The 26,391-nt window shown below is 61.7% G+C and carries 19 protein-coding genes; 3 read left to right on the top strand and 16 right to left on the bottom strand.

Annotated elements, in window-relative coordinates; all coding sequences use genetic code 11:
* Positions 1–209: 209 nt before the first annotated feature.
* From tssM (NKH42_RS28085) to tagH (NKH42_RS28095), 3 genes are all read right to left on the bottom strand, one after another.
* Positions 210–3,770 (bottom strand): type VI secretion system membrane subunit TssM, encoded by a 3,561-nt coding sequence (gene tssM / locus NKH42_RS28085; protein ID WP_352508052.1) that lies wholly within the window; start codon positions 3,768–3,770, stop codon positions 210–212.
* Between the two features lie 25 nt (positions 3,771–3,795).
* Complete coding sequence (gene tssL / locus NKH42_RS28090) at positions 3,796–5,031, bottom strand: type VI secretion system protein TssL, long form (protein WP_352906305.1); 1,236 nt, start codon at positions 5,029–5,031, stop codon at positions 3,796–3,798.
* 574 nt (positions 5,032–5,605) lie between these two features.
* Positions 5,606–6,649: a type VI secretion system-associated FHA domain protein TagH gene (gene tagH / locus NKH42_RS28095; protein ID WP_352508025.1), complete on the bottom strand. Its 1,044-nt coding sequence runs from the start codon at positions 6,647–6,649 to the stop codon at positions 5,606–5,608.
* Positions 6,650–6,953: 304 nt separating this feature from the next.
* On the opposite strand from tagH (NKH42_RS28095), the gene NKH42_RS28100 reads away from it, so the two are divergent.
* Genes NKH42_RS28100 through NKH42_RS28110 form a run of 3 tightly spaced genes read left to right on the top strand, consistent with a single transcriptional unit; the run spans position 6,954 to position 10,887 of the window.
* Entirely contained in the window at positions 6,954–9,281 is a 2,328-nt protein-coding gene (locus tag NKH42_RS28100) for a type VI secretion system Vgr family protein (protein WP_352508026.1), read from the top strand.
* 10 nt (positions 9,282–9,291) lie between these two features.
* The gene (locus NKH42_RS28105) at positions 9,292–9,714 is read left to right on the top strand and encodes a DUF6484 domain-containing protein (RefSeq protein ID WP_352479429.1); all 423 of its coding nucleotides are present in this window, start codon (positions 9,292–9,294) and stop codon (positions 9,712–9,714) included.
* Positions 9,715–9,723: 9 nt separating this feature from the next.
* Positions 9,724–10,887 (top strand): hypothetical protein, encoded by a 1,164-nt coding sequence (locus tag NKH42_RS28110; RefSeq protein ID WP_352508027.1) that lies wholly within the window; start codon positions 9,724–9,726, stop codon positions 10,885–10,887.
* A gap of 1 nt (position 10,888) precedes the next feature.
* Here the strand turns inward: NKH42_RS28110 and NKH42_RS28115 are convergent, their stop codons facing one another.
* From NKH42_RS28115 to tssF, 13 genes are read right to left on the bottom strand one after another with little or no spacing between them, the layout of a single operon-like run.
* The gene (locus NKH42_RS28115) at positions 10,889–11,938 is read right to left on the bottom strand and encodes a hypothetical protein (RefSeq protein WP_352508028.1); all 1,050 of its coding nucleotides are present in this window, start codon (positions 11,936–11,938) and stop codon (positions 10,889–10,891) included.
* On the bottom strand, positions 11,935–13,023 hold the full coding sequence (locus NKH42_RS28120) for a DUF2169 family type VI secretion system accessory protein (RefSeq protein WP_352508029.1): 1,089 nt from the start codon (positions 13,021–13,023) through the stop codon (positions 11,935–11,937). The genes NKH42_RS28115 and NKH42_RS28120 overlap by 4 nt, the downstream gene beginning before the upstream one ends.
* A gap of 3 nt (positions 13,024–13,026) precedes the next feature.
* Entirely contained in the window at positions 13,027–13,509 is a 483-nt protein-coding gene (locus NKH42_RS28125) for a hypothetical protein (protein WP_352479424.1), read from the bottom strand.
* Positions 13,509–13,931, bottom strand: coding sequence for a hypothetical protein (locus NKH42_RS28130; protein WP_352508030.1), 423 nt, complete (start codon positions 13,929–13,931; stop codon positions 13,509–13,511). The genes NKH42_RS28125 and NKH42_RS28130 overlap by 1 nt, the downstream gene beginning before the upstream one ends.
* Positions 13,928–14,797, bottom strand: coding sequence for a DUF4150 domain-containing protein (locus NKH42_RS28135; protein ID WP_352479422.1), 870 nt, complete (start codon positions 14,795–14,797; stop codon positions 13,928–13,930). The genes NKH42_RS28130 and NKH42_RS28135 overlap by 4 nt, the downstream gene beginning before the upstream one ends.
* 2 nt (positions 14,798–14,799) lie before the next feature.
* Complete coding sequence (tagF, locus tag NKH42_RS28140) at positions 14,800–15,339, bottom strand: type VI secretion system-associated protein TagF (protein ID WP_352508031.1); 540 nt, start codon at positions 15,337–15,339, stop codon at positions 14,800–14,802.
* Positions 15,321–18,857 (bottom strand): type VI secretion system membrane subunit TssM, encoded by a 3,537-nt coding sequence (tssM, locus tag NKH42_RS28145; protein WP_352974675.1) that lies wholly within the window; start codon positions 18,855–18,857, stop codon positions 15,321–15,323. Before tssM (NKH42_RS28145) ends, tagF begins: the two co-directional genes overlap by 19 nt.
* 1 nt (position 18,858) lies before the next feature.
* Positions 18,859–20,181, bottom strand: coding sequence for a type IVB secretion system protein IcmH/DotU (gene icmH / locus NKH42_RS28150; RefSeq protein ID WP_352752048.1), 1,323 nt, complete (start codon positions 20,179–20,181; stop codon positions 18,859–18,861).
* 4 nt (positions 20,182–20,185) lie between these two features.
* Positions 20,186–21,520, bottom strand: a complete 1,335-nt coding sequence (tssK, locus tag NKH42_RS28155; protein WP_352752050.1) for a type VI secretion system baseplate subunit TssK — start codon at positions 21,518–21,520, stop codon at positions 20,186–20,188.
* Between the two features lie 39 nt (positions 21,521–21,559).
* Positions 21,560–22,015 carry a type VI secretion system lipoprotein TssJ gene (gene tssJ, locus NKH42_RS28160; protein ID WP_352508035.1) on the bottom strand — a complete coding sequence of 152 codons (456 nt, stop codon included), beginning with the start codon at positions 22,013–22,015 and terminating at the stop codon, positions 21,560–21,562.
* Positions 22,016–22,018: 3 nt separating this feature from the next.
* Positions 22,019–23,488: a type VI secretion system-associated FHA domain protein TagH gene (tagH, locus tag NKH42_RS28165; RefSeq protein ID WP_352752051.1), complete on the bottom strand. Its 1,470-nt coding sequence runs from the start codon at positions 23,486–23,488 to the stop codon at positions 22,019–22,021.
* Positions 23,485–24,552 carry a type VI secretion system baseplate subunit TssG gene (tssG, locus tag NKH42_RS28170; RefSeq protein WP_352752052.1) on the bottom strand — a complete coding sequence of 356 codons (1,068 nt, stop codon included), beginning with the start codon at positions 24,550–24,552 and terminating at the stop codon, positions 23,485–23,487. The genes tagH (NKH42_RS28165) and tssG overlap by 4 nt, the downstream gene beginning before the upstream one ends.
* Complete coding sequence (gene tssF / locus NKH42_RS28175; RefSeq protein WP_352752054.1) at positions 24,516–26,390, bottom strand: type VI secretion system baseplate subunit TssF; 1,875 nt, start codon at positions 26,388–26,390, stop codon at positions 24,516–24,518. The genes tssG and tssF overlap by 37 nt, the downstream gene beginning before the upstream one ends.
* Position 26,391 lies beyond the last annotated feature (1 nt).

Genomic DNA, 26,391 nt, shown 5'->3' on the forward strand with positions numbered 1-26,391 from the left:
GCGATCTCGCCTTGATCGGTGCTCCAGACGACGACCTAGATGCCACTGTCAGGACCCGGCATCTTTCAGGATCCGAGCGAGCGACGTGCCACCCAGCGCAAATTGCCGACCCCGTCGTTAAAACAGGAGCGTCGGTATATTCAAAATATCGATCCTCACCCTAGCTTGGTTTCGCGATCTTACTTGCCTTCGGCGAGGTCAAATCCTTCTCAAAACGCCTTCGGACAGCTGAAAGCAGAAAGTGCGGGAAGGAAGAAGGGGCTGGGTCCGGAGCCGGTCTGGATCGTATAGCTGACGTCGCGTCCGCCGATTACGAAGCGCGCCTCAACAGTGCCGTCTTTTCTGGTGATCGTCGCCTTGTCCAGCAACCGCTTCAGCGACCACGGCCCTTCGAAGCTGATAACGGATTCGCGGCCCGGCATTTCCGGCGTCAGCCTCAGACTGGCGGATGTCGAGGCCGCACCGGTCGGCCAGGACACAGTGCTTGGCGTGTTAGCCGCCTGGTTGCTCTGGACGATCTGGCCATCGACGTCGAGCACCGCAGCATCTGCATCTCCATTCAGCGAGAACGGGGTAAAGGTCAGGTTGACTGACGGCATTGACCCGCCCGACGGGAAAAATGCGCCGCGGATTTCCGCAGCCAGCTGAAAGTTTTTCAGCGTCGACTTCGACAGGTCGCGCCCAAAGCGTGCATCCTGTTTCCAGCTCCAGTCCTGGCCGCTCATGTCGATCAAGGAAGCAAGGTTTTGTGCGAAGAACCGGTCCATCAGGCCGCCCGGAGAGAACAATTTGGCGAAGTCCGCCATCGCAATATCCTCGGTACCATCGCCGGCGAAGGGGTAGCGGCCGTTGACCGCCTTCTCGCAGGGCTGCGTGACGGCCTGGTCGAGCATCTCATTCAGATTCGTCAACGAAATTTCAGCCGCGTTGCCCTCAAATTCGTCTGCAGTTGCGTTGACCATTCTGCCGAGTTGCTTGGGCAGACGCGATGCATTGGCGCGAAGGGTGGCTATCTGCAGCTGCAGGTTGGCGTTGACACGTTCCGTCTGCGAAGGGACCTCGGTTGCCAGTCGCAGGCTCTGGTGGATGTCGCGAAAATTCTGGGTCAGCGCATCGATCGGTCGGTGTCCGAAAGGACCGCTTACCAGAGCCTGGAAGGACCTGAACTGCGCTTCGATGTTTGCCCCAGGGTTCTGGCTATGAAATTTCTCGGACCCCGTACCGGCACGGCTTTGCGATTTTGCGGAGCCAATTTGGATGCCGATGCGAGCCAGGCCCTTGGCCATGTCTGCGGCGTCCTGGGACTGGCGCAGGACGGTGCCGACCTGCATCCCAGTGCCCGAGTCGGCGCCGGAGACAGAGTCGCGCGCCAGGGTTGTTTCCTCGGCCATCGCGGTAAAAAGCTGTTCGATCGGCGAGCTTGGTGAGGCTACGGCGGAAAGCGCGACATAGTGCGGCTTGTCGTTCAGCATGGCCTTGAATTTCAAACCATCGAGAACGCTGTTCCACGCGGCTGCGAACTCCCTGCCGTAGCGATCGAGAAGTTCGGGGCCGAGTTTGAGCAACGCCTGATCGATGTCGCCTTGCTCGCCGCCACCGCCCAGAACCCACTGGTCGTCGACGAGTGTCTGGGCAATGCGCGAAAGCTGTCCGAGAAAAAAGTTGTTGAATCCGGCTTGGGTGTAGAGACCGGGTATACGAAGCTTCGACAGATCGCCGCCATCGACGCGCTCGAACACAAGCTGCGCTTCCGGTCCAGCTTTTTGGGAGACGGCAAAATCGTCCAGCGCAGCCGCATACACCGCCGACTTGATCAATGCTGATGCGCGATCCGCAAGGCTCATGCGCCCGAGCGAGCGCTGGGCGGCTTCCACAAGCGGCTGGTTGAGTTCGAAAACTGGATCATAGGCATCGTCCAACGCGAGCATGGCGCGTAGGTGCTTTTCGAGCTGCGCGCGTCCTTCCCGGTTGCTCTCGCCTGGATACCGGTTCTTTTCCCAATCCTGCTTCATCCAAGAGATGATCAGTGCGTCATCGACCTTGGGTGCCTTGCCGCCGAGCATCAGGTAGATCTTGAGCGGTTCGTAAAGCGTGGCGGGCTCAGCCATCGTCGCCTGGACCGTCCGCTCAGCCTGAACAAGCAGACGCGACCGCAACATTCGTTCCAGTGCTTGCCGATAGGCCGTTGTCGATGCAGAACTAAGCCTTTCCCGCTGGCTCAGGCCGAACGTTTCGTCGATCGGGATCGGTGAGTCACTGCTTTCGAAACCGGCCGGCATGTTGCGCAATTGGTCGAGTGGCCCGATGACGTTTTCAAGGTCGACATCCGCGACCGTCGTGCTTTTGAGCAGGGCGTCCGCTGTCTCGCGATATTGGCTCGTCGCCTGCGTCGTAGACGCGATCAGCGAGCGGTTGGCCATGAAGCTCATCCCGAGCGCGCCAAGGGCCGCTGCAGTGATCAAGGCTATGATGCCAAAGCCGCCATATCTGAGGGCCGCTGCCCGCCTCTCGGTCGCTCGGTCATAGGAAACCCATCCGGATTCAGCGAAAATGACATCGGTCAGGAGATCGTGCAAAAAGAAGCTCTTGCCGGTCCCGGACAGGTGGGGGCGGGAATTGTTGCCGAAACTGCGGCCGATTGCGCCCAAGACCTGATCGATGGGCGTTCCCTCCTGCGTCCCCGACGAGAAGTAGATCCCACGCAAACTGACGTTCACCTGGCTGCGCACCGGATCGAACAGGCTGGTCACGAAATTGGCAATTCGCCCCTTGAGCGCGTAAAACTGGGCCGGAAAGCCAAAGATCGATATGCGCGAGACCGGATCAAGCTCTTCCTGCAGGCGGTCAGCCATCTCGTCCGCCAAGCGGTTCGCCAGCGCATCGAATTCGGCCGGAGCCTCACCGGCCATGTTCTTGTTGCGGTCTGTGGTCTGGAATGTCGCGCCCCAGACCTTGCGCCTGCGCGGCTCCTCGAAACTGCTGAAGTATTCCATGAAGCCGGAAACAAGATCGGCCTTGGTGAACAGCAGGTACACCGGAAACTGGATTTTAAGCGTCTGGTGGATCTCCCTCAGGCGACTGCGTATTTCAACGACTTGGGCATCTAGCTGCTGGTCATCGAGGCTGATGAGGTCGGCAAGGCTGATGGCCAGGATGACCCCGTTGATCGGTTGCCTTGTGCGGAATTTCTTGAGCAATGACAAAAACGCAAGCCAGCTCTTGCTGTCGCTTCCAGCACTGGAATCCTGCGTGGTGTAACGTCCTGCCGTGTCGATCAGCACAGCCGCTTCAGTGAACCACCAATCGCAGGAGCGGGTGCCGCCAACACCGGCCACCGGCTGGGCGTCTCCTGAACCGGCAAGCGGAAAATTCAGACCCGAATTGACCAGTGCCGTCGTCTTGCCGGCGCCCGGCGGGCCAATGACGATGTACCATGGAATATCGTAGAGGAAATTGCGCTTGCCGCTCGAGCGTTTGAGTGTTCCGATGGCCTCACTCATGCGCGCCTCGAGCACCGGTGAATCGTCATTGCCCCCGTCGCCGCGAGCAATGACGATCTCGAGCGCTTTTTGCGCCTTTCTCACCTGCCAGACGCGCACTCCGTAAACGAGGGCCGCGGTCGCTACGATCGTGCCGATGATTGTCGCGCGCAACCAAACAGGTCCCAGCGGCCGGATATCGGCGAAGCGGATCAAAGGTCCAGCAAACCAGATCGCTGCCGCGAAACCGGCCAACGCGGCCGTGCTGAATATCCGCGGCAGCCAACGCATCACTGGCGTTTCCCACCGGCGGTCTTCACAGCGTTTCCTCCTTGGGGATCATCACGTCGACACGGCGGTTCTTGGCGCGGCCCTCGGACGTCGCATTGTCGGCAATTGGCTCATCTGCGCCCTTGCCATCAGCGGTCACTCGCGCGGGATCGCTAAGTTTCGCGGCGATCATTGTTCCAACAGCCTTCGCGCGGGCGACCGAAAGGTCAAAGTTGGATTTGAACGCGCTCGATTTCCGTGGCTTCACGTTGTCCGTGTGGCCAACGATCCTGATTGGCCCCGGCTCGTGCTCAAGGGCTGCGGCAATCTGTTCGGCCAGTGACTGAGACTCAGGCTTCACTTCGGTCTTGCCCGGCTGAAACAACAATTGATTGTTGATCTCCACTACGATGAAGTCGCCTTTTGTGCCGATGGTCATCCCGCCGCGCTCGACTTGCGTGGACAGTGCCGAGCGGATGCGGTCGATCTGCTCGGTTACGGCAGGCGAGGCAACTGTCGCCGGTTCGGCAAGTGGGGGTACCACACTGGCGCGCTCGATCGTCACGGGTGTCGAGGGATTGAGCGCCAGCAACTGTCTGGCTGCAGCATCGCCTTCATCGGTCACGAACGCGCGCAACGTGAAGAACGCGGCCGTCAGCAGGGCTGATGCCGCGGCGGCAACGCCCCAGAGCGGCAGGCGGGTCGAAGACGGCACCATCGTCGCCGCCATGCTTTGCCAGCGGGGGGAGATGTCCTCTCCGGCGCGGGCCCTGAAGTAGCGAAGCGTCTCGTAGACGTCGCGCCGCACACGTTCGAGACTGATATCGTCGCGCGCCAGGCCCCGATACTGGCCCTCAAATCCCAGGGACAGGCAGACATGCATCAGCTCCAGCAGGTCTAAGTGTGGCTCCGGATTGGCCAGCACCTTGTTTAGCGCTTCGAAAAAGCCGGCGCCCGTGGCTTCGAGGTGAAAAAACCGCGACAACATACTGCGCTGTGCCCAGGTGTCCTTGCCGGTCCAGGGCAGGTTGCCAACAAGATCGTCGGCAGTTTCGCAAAGGGCGAACTTCGCGATCCGCGCATCCTCTTCGGCAACGCCCGACTTCTCCAGCGTCCGGTCGAACCTCTCGATCGCTTCGGCGATATGCTCGGCCAGTGGCGCCGCCTGTCTTTCAACCGGCACAAGCCTGAGATGCCCGAACAGGACAAGCAATGGTGCTGACGCCGCGAGGATCGGATTTGCTGTCGAATATTTGACCGTGTCGGCGGCTTCGAGCAGCACCTCCTGCTGAATGATCGGCCTTGACTCGGCTGTCTCGGCTTTGGCCGCTGCACCGGACGACGCTCCCTGATAAAAAATGGTTCCGGATGTCCAGTTCGGCGGCATATGCCGACCTATGTCAGGATCGAAAACTGTCGATTCCTTGACGTCCAAGGGCCTGACCGACTTGGCAATCGGTTCGTTTGCGGCTGGTTTGGCATTCTGCCCGCGCCCTGGATTGGTGCGGATGACGGTCTTGCCGACCGGGCCGAAAGGATCGTCCTTCGAGCTCATTGCCGATGTGCCGCCGCGATGCAATGTCCGCGCTCGCGTTCGAGAGGCGCCAGATCTTTCCTGGCCGGATAGGGCAAGCAAGGGGCCGGCCAGCGAGCCCTTGGTCCGCAGCAGTCTTTGCTACAAGAAACGATGTCGCCGCGATATGACATCTGCCGCAGACCCCCAGGTCAATCAGGCTTACCCGCCTGGCGAACGGTCGTATGTGATCGTAATCTCAGATGTTGTCGATTGGAACATGATGCGGTGCGCCGATGCGCTTTTCTTCGTCAGCTAGAACGGCGCAGTCTATTGGGCCGGTCTATTTGTGCTTGTCAGCTTTGGCATACGCCTCGCCGAAATAGGCCAAGAATATATCCAGCATGCCGTTTTCATGGGCTTCCTCCATGGTCCGCCATGTCGCGACAAAAGCGTCCCATGCTTGGGCCTTCTTGGAGGTGAACGATGTCGGTGGAAGCTTTTTGCCGATCGCTTCCGGCGACAGGTCGTCAAGCAGTCGCGACAGCGCAGCTTGCATGGCGGCATAAGTCGCAAATTCGTGCGTCTTGAGATCGCGGAACGCATCTTCGACGCTGTGCCTTGCATCGAGATAGCCGGATCTGCGCCGTGCAAACATGATTTCGAGGATGTCGTCGATCCCCGGCACGAACTTAAGCGGGTTGTTGTCGGCGGAGCTTATCATTGTCCGGTGCGTGCTCTTGGCCAGCGTTTTGGCGGCCGCACGTGCCTTCAGCAGCATGGCCAGTTGCTCGACCACCACCCGCAGGACCGAGCCAATTTCGGCCGCAACTTCATGCGGGTCCCGCGACTGCAGCAGTTCCGGGGAAATACCCGCTCCAATCGCGATTTCCCGCAGCACCTCGTCTCTCGTCGACGGGACCGACGCGGGCGGCGACGGTGCTCGTTGCCCAAGCCATCGCTGTGCCGAATTCAAGAAGGGCTCGCCTCCAGAGTCAAGCGGCCGATCGGCCGCGATAGGCATGTGTCGTTGTGTCGAACCTTCGTCGCCTTGCGGATGGGTCGGCGAGGCGCGCTCGTCAATCGATACAAAGATGACGTAGCGGCCGACCAGGAGCCTGTCGCCGTGCGCCAGCCGGTGTGGACCGGTGATGCGTTGGCTCGATCCGTTGATGAAAGTGCCATTGCGCGAGATGTCATGCAGCCAAAACGCGCCTGCCTCGTATCGAATTTGGCAATGCCGGCCGGAAATGAACTTGTCCGGGTCGGGTAAGATCCAGTCGCAATTTTCGCGTCCGATTTTGAAGGTGCGATCACGCGATCTGTAGCCGGGGGATACGCCAGCGGGCAGGGCATCGACATTGCTGATCTGCAGACTGATTAACATGCACAATCGCCTGTGTGATCGCTGGCGGCCTTGTCGGCACGATACTCCATGTTTTTAACGTGGCTAATCCAATTTCGCATCACATTGGCGCAAGGCAGCGGGCGAACCCTCGATCTTGCTGCTTCGCCCAGCTATGCATGCCGCTTTGGCCCTCGCAACAACATGTGGTACGCTCGACACGGACCAGCAACCCAGTGAGAATTGTTTGGCTTTGAGTTCCTGAACCTGCCGTCGTTAGTATAGCAGGACAGTATAGCAGGACCTTCAAATCCACTGGCGGCCGGGTCCAGGAGGGGCACGACCAATGCCGAATGAACGTGCCACGGTTGTGGAGACGCCGATTGGCGCCGAGCTGTTGACCTTCACGCACCTTGTCGGGCGCGATGAGATAAGCCGTTGTTTTGGCTACACCGTTGGGTTCGTAAGTACCGACCACGACATCGATCCGCTGAAGATGCTGGGTGGGGCCGTCTCGATCGAAGGTGAATCCGATCCAAAACGGTGGTTCAGCGGCCTGGTGTCCGAGTTTAGACTTACCCGGATCGAGGACCAACTGGCCTATTACGAAACGGTCGTCAGACCATGGCTCTGGTTTCTCGGAACTACGACCGACTGCCGCATTTTCCAAAACATGAGCGTCGTCGAAATCGTCGAAGAAGTATTTTCAAAATACAGCACCGCAAAATACGAGAAGCGCCTGCAAGGCTCTTATCCGCCGCGCGAATACTGCGTGCAGTATGACGAGACCGATCTCGATTTCGTGCAGCGACTCCTCGAGCACGAGGGCATCCTGTATTTCTTCGAGCATGGCGAGGGCAAGCACACGCTTGTGCTTGCCGATTCGATGAGCAAGCTGAAGCCGGCGCCGGGCTATGAAAAAGTGCCTTATCACTTTGAAGGGCAGGGCTCCCGGCGGGATGTCGAATATATCACGGAATGGATCCCGGGCAGTTCGGTGCGGCCGGGCGCCTATGTCCATACCGACTATGATTTCAAAAAGCCGGGCGCCGACCTGATGGCCAAATCGGCCCAGCCGTTCAATCACAAGCTGGCTGCGGGTGAAAATTACCGTCAGCCCGGCGCGCATCTCGAAGTGGGCCGCGGCGACAGCCTGGCGGCAATCCGGCGCGAGGAAATCCAGGCGGTGCACCAGCGCATCGCCGCGGTTGGAACCGTGCGCGGCCTGTATTCAGGCTGCACCTTCAAGCTGGACGGCTTTCCGCGCGAGGACCAGAACCAAGAGTATCTGGTGGTGAGCGCCGAATACAGGCTGTTCGACCCCGGCTACAGAGCCCATGCGGATGTCGAGAGCGAGAACTTCAAGGTGATCCTTGGCGTGGCACCCACGGCATTGCCCTATCGTCCGCCACGGGTCACGACACGGCCGATCATGCGCGGCCCTCAGACGGCGACTGTGGTCGGTCCGTCCGGCGAGGAGATATTCACCGACAAATATGCGCGCGTGAAGGTCCAGTTCCATTGGGACCGGCTGGGCAAGAAGGACCAGAACAGTTCGTGCTTCGTGCGGGTTTCGCAGACCTGGGCCGGCAGCGGCTGGGGTTTTATCCAGATTCCGCGTATCGGCCAGGAGGTCATCGTCGACTTCATCGAAGGCGATCCTGACCTGCCGATCATAACCGGCAGGGTCTACAACGCCGCGCAGATGCCGCCTTATGGACTGCCCGGCAACGCCACGCAATCCGGCTGGAAATCCGATTCGTCGAAAGGTGGTGGCGGCTACAACGAACTGATGTTCGAGGACAAGGCAGGCTCCGAACTGGTCAACTTCCAGGCGCAGAAGGACCATCACCTTCTGATTAAGCACGACCGCAACAAGTTGGTGCAGCACGATCAGTCCGACCGCATCGACCACGACGCCAAGCACTCTGTCGGGCACAATCTCGACGAGGACGTAGGCAACAACAAAACTGTCAAGGTCGGCGTCGACCAGACAACTAACATCGGGTCGAACGACACCGAGACAGTTGGGGTGAATCGATCGCTGACAGTCGGATCGAACGAGACGATCCACATCGGCGCGAACTCTACGGAAAACATTGACGCCAACCATTCGCAGACCGTAGCGATTGTCCAGACGATCACGGTTGGGGCGGCGCGCGTCGATACGGTCGGTGCCTCCGAGACACGAAGCGTCGGCGGACCGCAAACGAATACGATCGGTGCGACACGATCGGTTACTGTAGGCGCGGCGCAGAGCCACACGATTGGCTCGGCAGACAAATGGCAGATCGGCGCCGCGCAGACGGTTGACGTCGCCGCCGACCAGAGCTTTACTGTTGGCGGCGCCCATTCCTCGCAGGTCGGCAAGGCGCGGCTGGCCAAGATTGCAGCGGACGAGGGGATCGAGGTCGGCGGGGCCTACTCGCTAAAAGTCGCCAAGGCGAGCAGTGTCATTGTCGGCGAAGACGGCGTGATGAAGTTCGGCAAGAAGCTTTACGTCGAGGCGGCTGACGAGATCACGCTGAAATGCGGCGATGCCAGCATCATCCTCAAAAAGGACGGCACTATTAGCGTCAAGGGCAAGGACATAAGGCTCGACGGCAGCGGCGACATCGACGTGAAGGCCGACGGCAAGACCAAAATCAAAGGCAGCAGTGTTCACAACAATTGAGGGCCGAGCGATGGACGTTGTGGAGCGTGTTGATGGGGTGATAATTGGGTTGCTGATCGGCTTCGATGATGGCTCGCCGCTCGTCGTTTTCGTCGGCAATCCCAGCGACACGGCGCTCAAGGCCCGCAGCCTCGCCGCTCTCGACGCTTCCGCTGTCGGCTCGGAAGTGGCGCTGCTGTTCGAAGCGGGTGACCCCGCCCGGCCGCTTGTGGTCGGACGGATAGTTGATCCGCGTCCCAATCCGCATCCCGTCGAAGTGTTGCGCGACGGTGAGACGGTGATATTGAATGCTCGCGATCGCATTGAGTTCAGATGTGGCTTGGCGTCCATCATTTTGGAGAAGAACGGGCGCGTCTCCATTCGCGGCACACAGCTCAACAGCCACGCGACCGGTACGAACCGTATACGAGGGGCGGCCGTTCACCTGAATTAGGTCAAGCCGATGCAGCGCCTTGCGACGATCCCCGCCATCGTTGACCAGCACGCGGAGGACGCCGCTTTCCTCTGGTCACGGCGGCGCCGCGAGATCGATGGACCGCTACTGGGCGAAATCGACATCGGCCGCATCGACCAGCGGCTGGACGCCAATCTTGAAGGCCTGTTCGCGTCGGGCGAGGCTGCGTGGGCGGCGGCGAAGGCGCGTTTCTCCGATTATTCTGAAGCCCCAGAGCTCTTTGTCATGGCGTGCCTGGCGCTCCATTGGGGACTGGAAAAGCCGCTTGCCGCAGTGATCGAGGCCGCCGCCGCACTCGGCGAAACCGGCATCAAGGGTATATCAGGCGCCATCGCCCGGACACCGCGCGAGAAACTCCGTCCTTTTGTCGCCAAGTGGGTCGATTCCAGGGAAACGATGCTAAAATGCATCGGGCTTTCGGCGCTCTGGCACCATCGCGCCGATGCCGGCCCGAGCCTCGGCGATTTAGTCGCAAATAGCCAGGCTGAGATCCGTATACGAGCATTGCGGTTGGCTGGCGCGTTGCGCCGCCGCGATCTGCTCCCGGCGGTAGCTGAGCGTCTCGCCGCCGATCAGCTGCCGGAACGGTTGGCGGCCTCGATCGCCGCTTGTCTCCTCGGCGCGGACCGTATGGCCCTGCCTGTTCTTGATGAATTGCTTGCCTCGCGTAGTGTTCCCCAAGGTGAGGTGATCGAAATCCGGCTACTCGCCTCGGCGGGAACTCCCGCAAAGGCCTGGCTTCAGAAATGTCTAAACGAACCTTCGTTGCGACTACCGGCTCTAGCCACCATAGGAATGCTTGGCGACAGATCAATCGTCCCCTGGCTGATCGAACGCATGCGCGAGCCCCAATCCGCTTATGCCGCGGGCCTCGCTTGGCGCGATCTGTTCGAGGTCGATTTCAATGATACCGACGTCTTCACAGTCGATACCTCGCCGCTTGGAAAGCCATTCGCCAAGATCGAGGACTCGCCGCTTCCAATGGCCGAACGCGCGAGTGCATGGTGGGACGATGGGCGGGGACCGGGCAAACACGTCGCATTCCGCTCCATGCGTCGGCTGCGGCTCGCGGCCATCCGAGCCTCTTTGGACAACCGTGACCTCCCATTGGCCGACTGGCGGCGCACGCAGCGCTTCCCCGCCTGGATGTAATTCAGCTGGACTTTACCTGGCTGACCAGCGCCGTGGCGCGCAATCCGGCTTCGGACGCAACTTCGCACATAGCTACCGGACCGGGCGCGTAGCCGGCGGTGAAACTGTCGGACGCCACAAGTAGCGCCAGCGCCCCACCGGCCGCTCCCACCTCGCCGACGGTCATCGCCGGATAGGCAATCGGCAAGATCTCACGCCGTGTACGATAGAAGCGAGATCTTGCTATATTTGCTTCCCACCCGCTATAGCGCTCCCCATTGCCATTGCTGACGACAAAGACGATGTCAGTTTCTTGCGGACCACTGTCGGTCCCATTCAAGGCACCCTGAAGCGCACCAAGCAGCGCCTTGCCCTGGCTGTATCGCTCCGTCAGAACACTATCGGCTTCCTGAGCAAAGCCGGCGCCATGGATGGCGGCGAGACACGATGACTTCGAATCTGGTCTCGATTGCAAGCAAACAAAGGCTGCCGCCTCTCCGGGAACAAGCCCTTGAGAATTGTCAGAGCCCTTCAGCCGTCCCGCCTCGGCGAGCCGAGCGATATCCTTGTCGTTGACCAGACTGTCGACGCCGCCGAGCAAGACGCGCTCGACGCCCGGATGGGCAAGTATCTCCGGCATTTTCTGAAGCACGCCAATGCTTGCGGCGGCGCCGCCATCGAGCGCCCGCGATGCCTCATGGAATGGTCCGCCGCATGAGCGCACGACGGCATTCAGGAAGCCAGAAGGGTATTCTTCTTCGAAGGCCGCATGGTTCCTGAACTGCTCCGGTAGCACCAGGATCAGCACGGTCGTTCGCGGATCCGCCGCCGTCGATGCGAGCGCGTCCATGATGGCGCGCGCCGCCATGTTGACCAGCCAGTCCCAATCGGTGGTTTTCAGTGACCAGTGAGTGGGAATGCGCGAGACGATCTGCGATGCACCCATAGGCTCGGCCAGCAGGTACTCTTCATAGGCGGAGAGCCCGGCGCGGATCGCGGCGAGCGTTTGCCGCCGGTTCAGGCCGGCGGGCGTCACCGCGCCACCGCCGACGATATACAATGGCCGATTCATGGGAGCCACGCCGGGCGTTCGCTAATGGTTCCGTCAGTCCCGCGCAGCGCAAAATAGTCCTTACCCTTTCGTTTCGCCGCAATCAGCGCCGGCGTGACGTGCCCGAAGACAAGTTCGCGCAGCGCAGGCCGGTTGCGCCGCGTCGTCATAGCCACCCGCGCCTTCATCGTGACCCTAAATATGTCGGGCTCGATGATGATCGTATCCACTTTGAAAACTTGGTCTTCGACGCGGTCATCGAAGATCAGGCGGATGGGCGCGACCACGCTTGGGAGCTTAAATTTCCACCGGCCGCCGGGAGTGAGTCCTATCAGAGTGACCTGATCGCCGCCGTTGAGATCGGGAAGTTGCTGGTCCGCCGGCGCCGCGAGATTGTAGCGCGGATCGCAATCCTTCGGTGGCAAGGGCCACTGGGAGTCGATCCAGGCCTGATCATAGGTCCCTGCCAACGGCAGGCGCGGCTGCCACCCGCGCCCGAGCGCCCCGAAACCGGCCGGCCGCGGCTTGTCCGAGGGACTCATGAATGGCTCGGCCGGGTAGGTTATGTTTGGCGCCTGCGTCTTGACTGCTGGATCAGCCGAGCGGGCAAGGGCGAAACCCACTCCCAGCGGATTGTGAGGATGGGTCTTCAGATCGGCGGTGGTGCCGCCGTAGGCGCGTTCATAGACGATAGGCATCCGTGTGAATGGATGTGGCGCGCTATAGCTGCCGGCATCGTACATGCGGTCGCCGACGATACTGAGTACCTTTTGCAATGGCCCGAACTTCAGTCCGGCTTGCATTTCTCGAACCGGCTTCCCGTTCGGCGCGTATGCGGTGCCGTTGACGATAACGTCCACGCCGGGCTTGCGCATAGCGATGTCAGCCTCGTAGCGCGTCGATGAAAGAGCAGGATCGCCGAAAAAGACGTCGCTGAGCGTCACCGGCAATTGTTCCTGGGCCGGTTCCAGGGCTGTCGTTTCCTCCGCGCCTTGGAAGCTCGCCGAAAAAATGCCCAGGAAAACCTCCTGACCTTCCGCATCAGGCAGTGTGTAAGACCCTACAGCGAAAGGGGTACGATTCTCCAACCAGACCGCAAAGCTCATCGGTCAGCACCAGGTTCTGTTCTCATCCATGCCGATCGGCCAGTACGGCATACAGGCGATCAGGCGCACCAATTCCTTCTTCCTAGCGTCGATCAACCATTGCAGAAGCAGGGTTTCGGGATAGATGACCTCTCCAGAGCTCTTGTTGGCGTCGCAGCAATCGAGCCAGTAATTGCGTACAATCCACACCACGTGGCCATGCGCGGCAGCGCCGGCGGCGCGCTTGTTGAACGCCTTGCGGATAGCCTCGTCGCGGTTCAATCCTTGCTGTTGTTGTGCTTTGACCGTGTCTGCCCACCAGGGCGCCGCGATCTCGTAGGCCATTTGGATGTCTTCCAAGTACCCGTCGAAAAGATCCTGATGCCGCCCCGAACTCTGGGCGAGCTTGCGCGCCGCGATTTTCGCATCCCGGGGCTCGATGTAGCCGGGCTGGCGCAGCAGGCGGCGAATGCCGCGGTCGGTTTCAAAATAGGTGATAAGCGCCATCAGGTGATCTCTTCGTCCTGGTCAAGCCCGATCGGCACAAAAACGAAGCCGTTGACCACTTCGGTCAGATCGGGGGCCTTGCTGGGGATGTCGTCGATCAGCAAGTCTATATGGCCGACATAGCGGGGGCTGTCGCCGAGGTCGTCGACACCCCACTTTTCCTCAAGCGACTTCTCGGCTTCCTCCACGAATTCGTGCTCGTTCTTTCGGTTCAGATTCTCCACCTCGAAATAGTGCGTGCGAAAGATATGCAGAAAGCGCGGGTGCCCGGAAATTCCAGTCGGCCAGATTAGTGAGATGGCATCAAAGCTTTCGACTGCAACGATGCCGCTCCACCAAGCATTGATTTCGGGCAGGAGCGCGCGCAGTTCGGCGATGTAGCGCTGCTGGATATCGTCGTAGCTCTTGGCGATCGCGATCATGGCGCACCTAGCTTTGTCGCATAGGCTTCCGCCTGGCTTCCCTGACTGCGAAAATGCGCTTCGCAGTGCGGCTTGACCCTGCTTGCCCGTTCGAAATACTTCTTGAAATCCGCAAGTTTCATATTGCATCCGCCAAGCGCCCAGGCCACGCACAGCGGCGGCTGATGGTCATGGGTCATATGGCCTTTACCGCGCGCCATATCCTTCCCATGGACAGGATCCTCGTATCGTACAATCGCCCCACCGCTCGGTCGCGTCGTGCGCCAGTGAGCGCGCTTTACCCGCGCGTCGTCCCGCTTGCATTCCCAGCATGGTTTGTTGCGGACCGCCTTCTTCTGGGCCGGGGAAGGATCCTTATCTGGTCTGTGGACCTTCGCGTCGTAAGGCTTGCTCGGACAGGGGCCGGGTGTGATACCCTTGCGTCTCAGCAGCGCCTTGAAGGTATTGATCGCTGTCTGGTCGATGCAATTGGGTATATCGCTTGCCGTATTCTGAGCCATCATGTCGCCGTGGCGATCGACCCCCTTGCCCTCCGCCTTGACCGTGAACGACCACAATTTGAAAACGCCCTTGCCTTTGATCTTGTGGGTGATGACGCCTGCACCGAGACCTTGGGTCGCCGGCTCGTTGCCGGTGCTGGTCGAAATCTCCGAAGAATTCTCGATCGCCGTCGGCTCGCCGTCGATTTTGACGCTTTTGGTACCCTTCGACAGGTCGGAAGAGGACAGCATATTGACATAGGGCACCGGAACCGGGCCCGCCGGCGGCGACGGCGGCGACAGACAGACATCGCCCGGCGCGATCCCCTTGCCATTGCTGCCCTTGTGGAAGAAGCCCATGTTCTCGGCGAAGACGGTAATGGCCATAATCAGCTTTCCTCGGCCGGCAGAGGCACGGTACGCATAACCGGCAGGGCGTTGTCGGCCAGATCATGAATGTCTTTGAAATGGCATTCGTGCACGTTCCAGCCGTCGCACCAGAAGACGATCTTGGGCTCCGCGTGGTTGGCCGGCGTCGGCTGAACCGCGTTGATCCGCTCGGCAACCATGGCACTCGTCCAGTAGTGCGCCACCGCGTCACCTGCGATCTCGGACACAGCATCGAACCATTCGTCTTCCATGCGGGGCGGGCGTCCGACGGCGGCGACTACGAATGGATATCTGCGCCCGACGCGATCCTCGCTCATCCGCCACGCGCCTGCGCAAGGCTGATCGCAGAAGATGCCAGCCGGCACCGTGAAGCGCCAGACATGCGGGTCAAGTTCGCCCTCGTCTGGTCGCGCTAGCAACTCCATCGACATCCAGCGGTCCCAGCGGTCGATGAAGGTCCGCGGCAAGTTCCACGCGACAAAGTCGCCCGTCGTCGGGATCTTGCCGAAAAATCCAGTGCTCATATCTGCGGCGGACATGAAAATTTCTTGAACATCTGCAGGTTATAGGGATTTTCGACGCTGGCGGCCTTGAGTTGGAAATCGGCGTACATGCCGTTCGTCCCCAGGCGCAGGCTGTAGACATCCGACAGCGCGGTGCCGGTGAAGCGACCGCTGCGCAACATTCTCAGCCACGCCCAGCTGCCGGTCTCGTTGAGCAAGATTTCGGGCGAGCCATCGATCGGCTGGAAGGCAAGCGAGATGACCCCTGTGCCGTCCTTGCCGGGCCATGTCATCGGCTGCGGCCTCGTTGCATTGTTATAGTAGACGAGGTTCTGGCCGTCGAGGTTGAGCGTCACGCGCGCAACATTGGGCGACAGGTCCTTCGGTTCGAGCGTGAAACTCATCAGCGGCCCTGTACCCCCCGGAAAGAGATCATCGCGGATCCGCCTTGCCTGTTCGAACGCGGCCAGCGCCGACGGGTCGAGGCCGAAATCGGCGCGCCATTTCCATGGCTGCGCCGATGTGTCGACATAACTGATCAGATGGTCGTTGATGAAGGTGTCGATCAGCCCTGCCGGTCCGAACAGACGGGCGAAGTCGCGGACATTGACGTCCACGGCGCTGTCAGGGCTGAAGGGATAGCGATTGTTGAGTGCTGCCTGGCAGAACGGCAGGATGTCGGCTCGCCAGATCGCGTTGAGCTCCGAGGTGACCGCCTTCTGCGTCAGCCCGCTGGTATCGCCGGCAATGCCGCCCAACCAATCGTCGATCGGGTCGGGCAGGATCTGCGCCTGCCTGGCAACCGCTCCAGTCAGTTCTGCCAGGCCGCCCTGCTTCTTGATGGCGTCCTGGGGATCGGGATTGGCCGTTACCGTCTGCAGCACGTTGGACAATGCGGTCAACGCGACAATGGCGGCGTCGAGCGCCGGCGGCTGGCCCTCGACCTCGGCGATGGCACCCTTGAGCGGCTTGAAATGCTCGGCCACCAGACTGCCGGTAAGATCCACTTCGTCGGCGGAGCCCGCACGCGGCAAAAGCTTTGCTCCGGTTTTTACGATCTTGCCAAGCTTGCCGAGCTTGCCCAGAAGTTTTGAGCCGCCTGCCGCCGCAGCCTTGTCGATTGCCGGCGCTTCATCGGAACGCGTAAGCTCAGTCTCCTGGACCACTGCGGTGACCAGGCGCTTCAGCGCGGAATCGGCGCTCGATAGATCCTTGAGATTCTCGCTGGCGACGTTGAGGTCGGTCAATGGCGCCAGCCTCATATCGCGCAGGAAGCTGTCCCATTGCGCGATGTAGTCATCGTAATAGAGCTTCAGAATATCCTCGGACAGCGCCGAGACCGAGGTTTCGGAATTTTCCGAGCAGCCGCCAGCAAACACCGCCCGGTCGAGTGCTGCCTGGGCGGCGACATCCTCGACCCGGTCGAGAATGGCGTCATGGAAGCCGGCATAGGTGAACGCTCCCGAAATGCCGACCCGAAGCGTCTTGTCGGAACGCCGCGCAAAGACTTTGGCGCCGTTTGGGCCGGCGAAGTTTGCAGGGATCCATTCCTTGAGCGCAGTCACCGCCGGGTCGGCCAGCAACTGCTTGTAGGCACGCGCCGGCAAGGAAATCGTACAGACGGTTTTCAGTGCCTCGGCAACCAGGGCCTGGTCCGGGGCGATATAGCTGGCGTCGACCGCCATGCGACGGATCGCGGCAAGCTGGTGCTCTTCCGCATCAGCTGTCGGAAAGGGGGCCGCGGCCGCGAATTCGGGCAGTCTGTTTACCCACCAGTTCTGGACGAAATCCGGATTCATCTGGGAGAGGCCGGTCATCATGCGATAGGTCTTCAGCGCGCCAAGCATGAAGTCCGGATCGCGGATCTGCCGCCACATCGTCGCCTCGAGCAGCGCCACCATGTGCGGCTCAAGAATATTGCGCAAAGCGTGATCGTATGTGTCGGTCTGTGCTCGCACCAGCTCCGCCGAGGCCGATGGTCCGAGCAGATCCTGCGCGGCGCCAGGCGGTGGGGTGCGGGCATTGGCGACCTCATCCATGGCGCCGAGAGCGCCGTCGATGGCAGGCTGTTCGACCGATGCCGGGTTTGCCGCGGCCGAGGTCAGTGGCGTCTGCAGCGCCTGGAACTGGCTTGCCTGGGCCGTGATCGCCTTGCGGTTGTCGTAATAGGACCAGGTGAACAGCCCGCTGACCAGCAGGGCGGCTGCGGCACATGCTGCAGCCGCGCCACGCCAGATCCAGACGCGGCGGCGTTGCGCCAGCGGATCGAACGTGCCGAGGCCGGCTTCCTTGAAGATGACTTCTGTAAGCAGGTTCTTCAGGAAGAAGCTGCGTTTTTCGATACGCGGCGCGGCCAACGCCCGGCGCGGCGGAAGGCCAAAGGAGGCAGACAGCGCCGCGGTCAGCCGATCGATGGGCGCCCCTTCCTGGGTCGCCGATGTCAGATAAAGGCCACGCAGCCAGGCGGCCTCCTCATACCGGCTTTCCCCGAACATCGCCTCGACCAGTACCTGGATCGGCTCGGACAGGCTGGCGAGTTGGGCGGGAAACCTGAAGATTTCGGCGCGGCCAGCAAGCTTGTCCTCATCCTCCAGCCGGGGCACCAGCCGCCGCTCGAGCTCGCTTGCTAACGTCGCGATTTCCCGCGAGATCGTCTTTGCATCGACATGCGCATCGAGGGCGAACGTCGTCCCCCAGACCTGCTCGCGCGCAGCCGTCGACAAACCGCCGAAGAAAGCCTCGAACCCCTTGATCAGGTCGGCTTTGGTCAGCATCAGATAGACCGGAAGGCGGATTTCGAGGCGATCGTTGAGCTCGGCCAGCCGACGCCGGATCTTGCGGCCATGCGCCTTGATGGCGTCGTCGCCCTCCGAGAGCACATCGATCGAAAGCGCTACGATCACACCGTTGAGCGCGCGACGGCCCCTGTGCTTCTTCAAAAGGTCGAGGAAGCCCAGCCACTCTACCGCGTCGACGTCGGGTTGGCTCTCCTGTTGGACATAGCGGCCCGCAGTGTCGATCAGAACGGCGCTCTCCGAAAAGAACCAGTCGCAATTGCGCGTGCCGCCGACCCCTTCCAGGTCGTCCGTCAGGTCGATCGGAAAATTCAGCCCCGACTGCCGCAAGGCTGTGGTCTTGCCGGTGGCCGGCGGGCCGACGATCACGTACCAGGGCATCTCGCGCAGGAACTTGCGACCGCCCAGTTTGCGACGCTTCAACTCGGCCATGACCTCGCCGAACTTGGCTCCGACGGCAGCGACATTCTCTTCGCCGGGGCTGAGTGGCTTCTCCACTGCCGGCGCGGCGATTTCGGCAACGAACATCCGGTTGGCGCGGATCGCCCGACGCTGCGCAGCGATCAGCCAGATCAGCCAGAAGATGACGAGCAACGCGATGATGACGATGCGCACATTGTCGGAGGCGAAAGGGTCGTAGGGTCCGACCCTGACGATCGGACCGAATACCCAGATCACAAAGGAAAGCAGCGTGATGCCAATCAGTGTCCACAGCCAGCGCGATGTCAGGACCGCCCAGAGGAAGCGCAGGATGAACATCTCACAGCCTCTTTTCGACCAGCACCTCAACGCGCCGGTTCAGGGCCCGGCCCTCGCGCGTGCCGTCGTCTGCCACTGGATCCGTGGCTGCCCGGCCCTCGGAATGGACGCGTTCCGGTGGCACTCCGTTTTGTACCAGCATGTCGGCAATGGTCTGGGCGCGAGCCTCTGACAGCCTTTGGTTGGTCGACAGCGGATTGGTTCTTTGCAGAGGAACGCCGTCCGTATGTCCGACCACAGTGATGTTGCCGATCAGATCACGATTGGCGAGGATCACCTTGGCGATCGAGCCGATCAGCGGCTCGAATCCCTCGGTCAGTGTTGGCCGCGACGACTGGAACAGTTCGGGGCTGGAGGCCTGGATGACCAGCTTGGCCAGCGAAACGCTCTCCGTGCCGCTGAGAGCCGATCTGAGATTGCCCGGCGCCCCGGCCTCAAATTCGGGCAGCAGTGCAAAATCCACAGTCTCCGGCGGCGGGACATCGACCGTTGGCGACACGCGGCTGATGTCGCCACGTGTCGGCGGCGGCAGGGCGCGGACCAGCGCTGAAAGCTCAACCGCCTGGCTGCTGAGTCCCATCGAGAGCCCGACATAAGTCGCGGTGGCGATAACCGTTGCGGCCAGGGCCATCACCCAGATCGGAACGATGAAGCGCTGCGGCTCGTCGGATGCGATGACGCCCTTCCAGTTTGGTGACAGCGGGGCATTCTCGGCGTCGGTATCGCGCAGGAAACGTGCCGCGGCCACACGAACGGCATTGAGCGAGCGATCGCCCGACCGGCCGGGCACGCGATACTTGCCGCGAAAACCGAGTGCCAGGCAGTCATACTGGAGTTCGAGCAATTCGCGATCTCGGTTTGGATGGCGTTCCAGTTCGTCGAGCCGTGTAAAGAACTGCGTGCCGGCGTCGACATCGCCCCGCAACATGACCACAAGCGGCTGACGCGGCCACGCGCTGGCCCCGCCCCAGGGCGTGTTCAGAGCCAGATCGTCGAGCAAGGCGGCCACCACCCAGGCTGCCTGATCGGCCCGTTCCATCGACGACCCCGCCGCCATGGCAGTGTCGCGTGCCCGAACCAGTTCTTCGAGCAGCCGAGTGCGTAACACTTCCGGATTTTCCGGTGCCAGCGCGCTTTCAAGCTCAGGCGCAAACTCGAGCAGGGGCGCGAAGGCGTTGACAAGGCCGTTCGGGTGCGTGCGCGAGCGTTTTACCGGCCCACCCGGCCAGGACGCCGCCATCGGCCGCGGCATCGGCGTACCGGTCAGCCTGATGCGAGTGCGTTCGCGATCCTCCGACAGTCCGAAAGGATCATCCCGGCTCATGGTTTCACCTGTTCACCGAATAGCAGTCCACCTGCGGTTCACTCGGCAGTACACCCGAAACGCCAATGACGAAGCCTGGGGCACCGAGCAGCGATGCCCAGTGCTCGCTTTTCTGGTCGAGCTCAAGGCACAGCCGATCGCCGTCGTAAGGAATTTCGCGGGGTTGCGAATGAAGCGGTTTCAGCGGGATGCCGGGCAGGCGGGACTTCCACAGGCCCTCGAACTCATCAGCCGAGCCCACAGTCGCCTGGTTGACGAATATCTTGCGTAGCGCGTCCTCCGACAGTTCCGAACCGACCCGGATGACGATCCGGCTGGCCACCAGCAGTTTCGGATTGTCGATGCGGATTTTCCAAACATTGGTCGAATGACGCATGACGGGCAGCGCGCGCGATTTCGGCTCGATGTAGCGCAGGCTCAGGATCAGTGAGCGCAATGCATCCGCCAGCGCCGAAAACGGTGGGCCGGGCGCCATGTGATCGTAAGCCGGCAGCTCGCCCAGTCGCCGCGCGCTCGAGCCGTAGGTCGCCATCGAACCGGCAAGCCCGGCCAGTTCCAGATAGAGTTCGGCCGGATGGAAAACATCCTGCGCCAGCATATGGGCCAGGCGCGGACGCGCCGCGTTGGCGAGGTTGAGCATCAACAGGTCTTCGACACTGCGCCCTGGCCCGCCCATGACCATCTTGCCATGCGCCTCGGCGATCTGGTCAAGGCCTGTGACGACCTCCAGAAGCAATTGCCGGTACCAGGCCACTGCACCAGTAACCAGGGCCGGTGGCAGGAATGTCTCGTCCAGCGAAACGCCGCCATCGGCGCGAACCCCCTTGATGTCGGCTATCGGCAGGGCGGTATAGCCGCCGACCGATTTGCCGGGTGCAAGCAACAGCGATTGCGGTCGGGCGATTTCGATTTCTTCGGGGTCTGAACCGCCCTGGACGGCATCGCGCACCGAAACGATCCGTCCATGATAGCGCGCACCGCTGGGTGGCGCATGCGCGGGATCGAAGCCAACGCCGCCGGCCGGCTCGAGCGGCAGGGCGACCAGCACTGGGCCGGCGCCTGTATCCGGGGTGACCGGCAGCGGACGCGGCGCGTCCATCTGATCCGGAATGGAGAAGGGGGTACCGTCAGGGAAAATGCCTCGTGCAGACAGGATCGAGATCTGGCCGGCATCGAGCAATGCCTTATCCAGGGTCAATTGCTGAAAGCCGAACGTGTGCAGCTGGCCGGCCTGCAACGCGCCGCGCACAGTCGCCTCGAAGAAACGGTCCTGCTGCTGGAAATGCTGGGTCCGCAGAAAAAGGCCCTCGGACCACAGCACCCTGTTTGCATCGCTCATCCGGCTACTCTCTGCATCGAGCTCCCCTTGCCTTGGCCGTCAGGCGGAAATGCCGCCGCTGCCGAGTGTGACATTGATCGCAAAGTTTGATCCGGGCGAAACCGATTTGGTCGTCCGCCAGTTTCGCCCGCCAGGCTCACGGATAAGTGCAACGAAGCCCAGGGCCGTTGCATCCGGTTCAACCGTAATGGTCTTGGTCGCGGTTTTTCCAGGCGCGACGGCAATCTGGTCGGATCCGATGAGATCACCTGCCAGTGCCGAGCCGGCATCCCCCTGCAAGGCAAAGTAGTCGGCGGAATTGAACTTACCGGTGCTGCGCAGCCGCATGGCCAGCACCGTCACTGGCCGGTCGCCGCCGCCTGGTCCAGGGTTCATGCCGGCCGTCCCTGTCAGCTTGACCGTGATGACCGACGGTTTTGGCGGCCCGGCGCTTTGACAGGCCGTAAGCAGCCCGGTCGCACCCAAGGCAACGATAAATTCGCGTCGATCGATCATGTGTTACTCCTCCTCATATGCATCCCGAAAATCAGCGCCGATTTCGCCGAGAAAGCTCTTTTCCGCGCTCTCGGCGATTTCACGATGGCGTTTCTGATAAAGCTCCCACAGCTTGGCGCCGCGCCCGCCCGACAACAGCGTGCCGATCGCGGAACTCGATTTCAGCTCTTCTTCGATGGCTGCCGGCTCAAAACGGTCGACCATCCGCCGCAGAGCGGCCTGCACGCCGCGCCAGGCGCGTACGTGATGTTGTGCGAGGTCGCGAACCGCATCCGCGATAGCCGCTTCGCCGGCCAGAAATCCGGGGCTGCGTTCGGCGATAAGCGTCACGATAGCGTCGTCGACCGTCGGCAGAAACTTGAGTGGATTGACCTCGGAGGCTCCGACCATTGTCTGCGCAACGCGAGCATTTCCCTTTTCTTCGGCACGCTTGCGTAGCAACTGCATCAATCCTTCCATCATAAGCCGATATTCGCGGCCGAACTTCTCCATCTCGGCGACGGCATCGCGCCCGGGAAAATCGGCTTCCGCGATCCCCATGCCGCGCAGGAATGCGGTGCGAAGCGCCATTTCGGCGTGCTGCCTCGCAGGCGGCTGGCGGGCGGGGCTGGCGGCTGGGCCTGCTCGCATTGGCGGAGGGGCATCTGCCGCTCGCACGGGCACGTCCCAGGGATTGGCCGCTTGCAGTGGTTGGGCGTCGCGCTCGCGCTGACCGGTCGAGCCCGCATCGCGTCCCGGGCTGGGCGCCGCGGCTGGCCCAAAACCGAAGTCGTCATTGAATTCCGGCAGCTTTGCCGTCGGGGGCTCCGTTGAGCCGTTGGGGAACGATCCCGAGTCGAGGCCGGATGGGTCTGTCTGGTTGGGCGCGCGGGCTGGTCCTGCGGTGCCTTTGGATACGGGTGTTGCGATCGGATCGAGGCTGAACGGGTCATCGAAAGCAGGCGAGCTGCGCTGTCTGGAATTGGCCCGTTCGAACGCACCCGGGATCGGCTGCTCGAACGGGTTCGGCAGCCCGGCTGGACGTGGCCGCTGCGGCTCTTCTTCCACGGTGGCTGAAAAGAAATCGTCACGGCCGATGCTGACCGGCGCCCGAGACGCCGGTGGGGAGCGCTCCGGACCTGGCCCTGCGGCTGCTGCTGCTGTGGGTTGGGCACTCGGCGTCTGCAGATCGACATATACGACGTAATCGCCCAGTCTCAGCCGCATGCCATTGCGAAGACGCGTCGACTTGCCGACACCGAGCGGGCTGTCGGAGTCGTCTATGAACAATCCGCTGCTTGACGTATCAGTGACGAAATATCCGTCGCGCCCACCGGTGATCCTGCAATGGGCGCGTGAAACGAACATGTCGGGATCGTCGATCTTCCAGCCGGCGTCCGCGCTGCGGCCGATCACCAGTTCCCCCTCGTCAAGCCGGGCCTGCCGTACCGCTTGGGTGCGTGGCCCTTGCTCCAGCGTCAGCAGCAGACTCATGCCGCGACCTCCGCCCCTTCCTGCCGCCAGCCGACTAATGTCCGCAGCCGCAAGTCTTCAGCATCGCCCCTTTCAGCGGGCCGCGCAAGCCACGCGGTCCGGGCGAGTTGCACGGTTCCAATACGCGGTGGCGGAACGGCATCGCGCGCCAGCACGATGCGCACATCGACGTCGAGCGATTCGCCGACCATGTCGCTAACGGCCTGCTTGAACAATCTGAGGCGCTGACCGCCCGGCAGGAACGCCTTGAAGTCCTCATAGCCCAGCGGGCCGACACGGAGCTCGATCCTGCTTTGACGATTGAAGACGCGCGGACCGATCGTTGCTCCGCGACCGAGCGCTGCGTAGGCTTTGCCAAGGCGGGTCTGGAGCGCCGCTGGTATGGTCATCCAGGCAGCGATGAACTCCCTGATGTGGACCGGCACCTTGAACGCCTCCGACAGGAACAGCGTCAGCCGCTCGGGGCCGTCTACCTGATTGGCAAGCGAAGCGGCCTGGCGCAGCTTCACGGCGTCCAGTTCGGGGTTGTGGGTGCCGGGAAGCCCTAACCCCGCCATGGCTTCAAGCATGGCGCGAACGCGCCCACCAACTGGGCGCTCGACCTGAACCGCCGGATGCGCATCCGCCCACGCCCTGTAATACAGCGCGATCATGCGGTTCTGAAGAATGTTGACGAAGTCCATGAAGGTCGTGTCGCTGGTCTGCTGCGCATCGGCACCGGTGAACCAGCGTTGCGACAGGCGATCGAGCACCCAGCGCGTCAAATGCAGGGGCATCGGGCCTTCAGGTCCCATCAGACCAATGTTGGCGACCGTGACCCTAGCGGGCGCTTTGTCAGTCGCTTCGCGAAATTCTGCCAAGTCCTTGGCCGAAAAGCTGAGCCGGACGTGCTGCCCGAGCCGCGAGGGTTCGCGCTCCGGCGCTCCGGAATAGCCGAACAGCCCGCCTCTTCGTTCGAGTCGGCGCAACAGCTCGAAGAAGTCGAACGCATCTGACAGCTCTTCGGACCGGTGCACGCCAGGCTTGTCTAGATCAGGTAGCGATTGCCGGGCGTCATCGGCCATGGCACATCCTCCTGCTTCTGCAGCAGCCATGTGCGGGTTCGCACAAAGCCGTTTATTCCGGCGTGACGGGCAAACAGCCGTGCCAGCAAGGCCGAAAGCAGCAAGGTGCTTTGCCCCGCCAGGACCGATTGATCGACATGCAATATCACCTCCGTGCCTCGTCCGAAACACATCGGCCCATCGATCTGGAGTCGTTCGATGACCGGCTGGGAGTCGATGCGCACAATCGAGTGCACATTGCGGGCGAGGCTCGGGTCTCCCCTGTCGGCGTAAAGCTCAAGCAGCGCATGCAGCGGGTCGACGCCGCGACCTTCCTTTGCAAGGCTTAGAAAGTTGAGCGCGAGCTGCGCTACAAGCCGCCAGGCGAGATTGTCGGCTCGCGATTCACCCGCCGCGCCCGCCGGCAGTGCTGCAGGGATGGCTGGGCGAGGCGGGCGCAATGCGCCGAGAAGCCGGATTGTTTCGACCGGATCGCCGGCTTCCGGCGTCAAGGTAGGATTGTCATCAAGGATCGGCAGATCGCGGTTGGTGCAAAGCGCCACGATGTCGACACGCTTCAGCGGGCGGTTCGGCGGAGTTTCCGCTGGGCGTGAAATCGCCAGGAAAACGTCGTCGCCCGTGTATGAAGTGCGGGTGAGTCCGTCACGCCGCTCCTCCTCCGTCGGGCGCCGCGGGCGCCGTTCGGTGGAGTAAACCCAACCGCTGCCGCGGTTTTGTCCCAGGCTGAAGAGCTCCGGGATTGCGGCGTCGCTCCCCTCGCTCTCGGCGTCCTCGACGCGGGTAACCCGATAGATTTCGAAGTCGCGCGCCCGCGTGCGGTCGGCATGCAGCACCTGCCGCGTCTTGCGTGGATCGAGCTCGACGACATTGCACTCACGTTCGAACAGATTGATGATCGGCGTTGCGAAAAGTTCAAAATCGGCCGCCGCCAGATCGGCAAGTTCAGGCACCGGACGCCTGAAGATGAAGATGATCTCGAGCTCGGCTGTGCATCTGCGCACAACGGGCTGCAACCCCGAAATCCGAGCATAGTGAAAGCGCTCCGGCATCATGAAGTATTCGCGCAGAAGACGATATCCTTCGAACGTCGGACGTGTACGAGGCATCAACGCCTCGTCATCGCTGATGCCCACCATTTCAGGGGCCGGCAACGCCGATATTGGGTTGGCCTTGCCTTCCGCTCGTGTACCAAGAGCCGAGCAGGCGCCGAAAATCGCGTCGAAAAGCAATGGTGCCTTGGTGCGCGCGGCAAAGTAGAGATCAAGGCGGTCGAGCGACAGTTCGTCGAGCTTGCCTTTTCCAGTGCGAGCGAGCGTGATGCGAAGCGCCGCCTGGCCATCCACACCGCCGATCCGCGTGATGCCGGCTGCCGCCAAGGCGCTGCGATCCTGAAAGTACCCGACCGAGGTGATGGCTATCGGCCACAGCGTGATGTCCTGGGCGGTGGTGAACGTGCAACGCGTCGACAGGCCAGGCTGGAGGCTGGAAACCAGCCGCGTATTGCGCTTGACGACATGACCCCCAATCATTGTCTGGACCTGCTGTCCAGGTTTGAGCACCACCATGGCCGTTGCCGGCGCCGGCGTGACAAGATCGGGATAGAGAACATCAAGAACGGCTCGCGAGAAGCGCGAGCGTTCCGCATCAACCTTGAGCCGGGTCCGCGCGGCCAAGAAAGCAACACCGTCAAGCAGCCGCTCGACATAGGGGTCCGGACAGGGGACCGTATCGAGTGAAAGGTTGCGCGCCACCGCCGGATGCATGTCGGCAAATTCTGCCGCCAGCGCACGGATATGGGTCAGTTCCTCCTCGTAATATTCTACGAAGACCCGATCCATC

Origin of the sequence: Mesorhizobium sp. M1142, from assembly GCF_040318565.1 — a bacterium.
Classification (GTDB): Bacteria; Pseudomonadota; Alphaproteobacteria; order Rhizobiales; family Rhizobiaceae; genus Mesorhizobium.

Excerpts from the sequence above, each read along its gene's own strand:
- tagF (WP_352508031.1), bottom strand. The coding sequence starts at position 15,339 with ATGTCCGCCGCAGATATGAGCACTGGATTTTTCGGCAAGATCCCGACG.
- tssM (WP_352508052.1), bottom strand. The coding sequence starts at position 3,770 with ATGCGTTGGCTGCCGCGGATATTCAGCACGGCCGCGTTGGCCGGTTTC.
- tagH (WP_352752051.1), bottom strand. The coding sequence starts at position 23,488 with ATGAGTCTGCTGCTGACGCTGGAGCAAGGGCCACGCACCCAAGCGGTA.
- NKH42_RS28100 (WP_352508026.1), top strand. The coding sequence starts at position 6,954 with ATGCCGAATGAACGTGCCACGGTTGTGGAGACGCCGATTGGCGCCGAG.
- NKH42_RS28130 (WP_352508030.1), bottom strand. The coding sequence starts at position 13,931 with ATGATCGCGATCGCCAAGAGCTACGACGATATCCAGCAGCGCTACATC.
- NKH42_RS28120 (WP_352508029.1), bottom strand. The coding sequence starts at position 13,023 with ATGAGCTTTGCGGTCTGGTTGGAGAATCGTACCCCTTTCGCTGTAGGG.
- tssJ (WP_352508035.1), bottom strand. The coding sequence starts at position 22,015 with ATGATCGATCGACGCGAATTTATCGTTGCCTTGGGTGCGACCGGGCTG.
- tssF (WP_352752054.1), bottom strand. The coding sequence starts at position 26,390 with ATGGATCGGGTCTTCGTAGAATATTACGAGGAGGAACTGACCCATATC.
- NKH42_RS28135 (WP_352479422.1), bottom strand. The coding sequence starts at position 14,797 with ATGGCCATTACCGTCTTCGCCGAGAACATGGGCTTCTTCCACAAGGGC.
- NKH42_RS28125 (WP_352479424.1), bottom strand. The coding sequence starts at position 13,509 with ATGGCGCTTATCACCTATTTTGAAACCGACCGCGGCATTCGCCGCCTG.
- tssK (WP_352752050.1), bottom strand. The coding sequence starts at position 21,520 with ATGAGCGATGCAAACAGGGTGCTGTGGTCCGAGGGCCTTTTTCTGCGG.
- tssM (WP_352974675.1), bottom strand. The coding sequence starts at position 18,857 with ATGTTCATCCTGCGCTTCCTCTGGGCGGTCCTGACATCGCGCTGGCTG.
- tagH (WP_352508025.1), bottom strand. The coding sequence starts at position 6,649 with ATGTTAATCAGTCTGCAGATCAGCAATGTCGATGCCCTGCCCGCTGGC.
- tssG (WP_352752052.1), bottom strand. The coding sequence starts at position 24,552 with ATGGCCGATGACGCCCGGCAATCGCTACCTGATCTAGACAAGCCTGGC.
- icmH (WP_352752048.1), bottom strand. The coding sequence starts at position 20,181 with ATGAGCCGGGATGATCCTTTCGGACTGTCGGAGGATCGCGAACGCACT.
- NKH42_RS28110 (WP_352508027.1), top strand. The coding sequence starts at position 9,724 with ATGCAGCGCCTTGCGACGATCCCCGCCATCGTTGACCAGCACGCGGAG.
- NKH42_RS28115 (WP_352508028.1), bottom strand. The coding sequence starts at position 11,938 with ATGAATCGGCCATTGTATATCGTCGGCGGTGGCGCGGTGACGCCCGCC.
- NKH42_RS28105 (WP_352479429.1), top strand. The coding sequence starts at position 9,292 with ATGGACGTTGTGGAGCGTGTTGATGGGGTGATAATTGGGTTGCTGATC.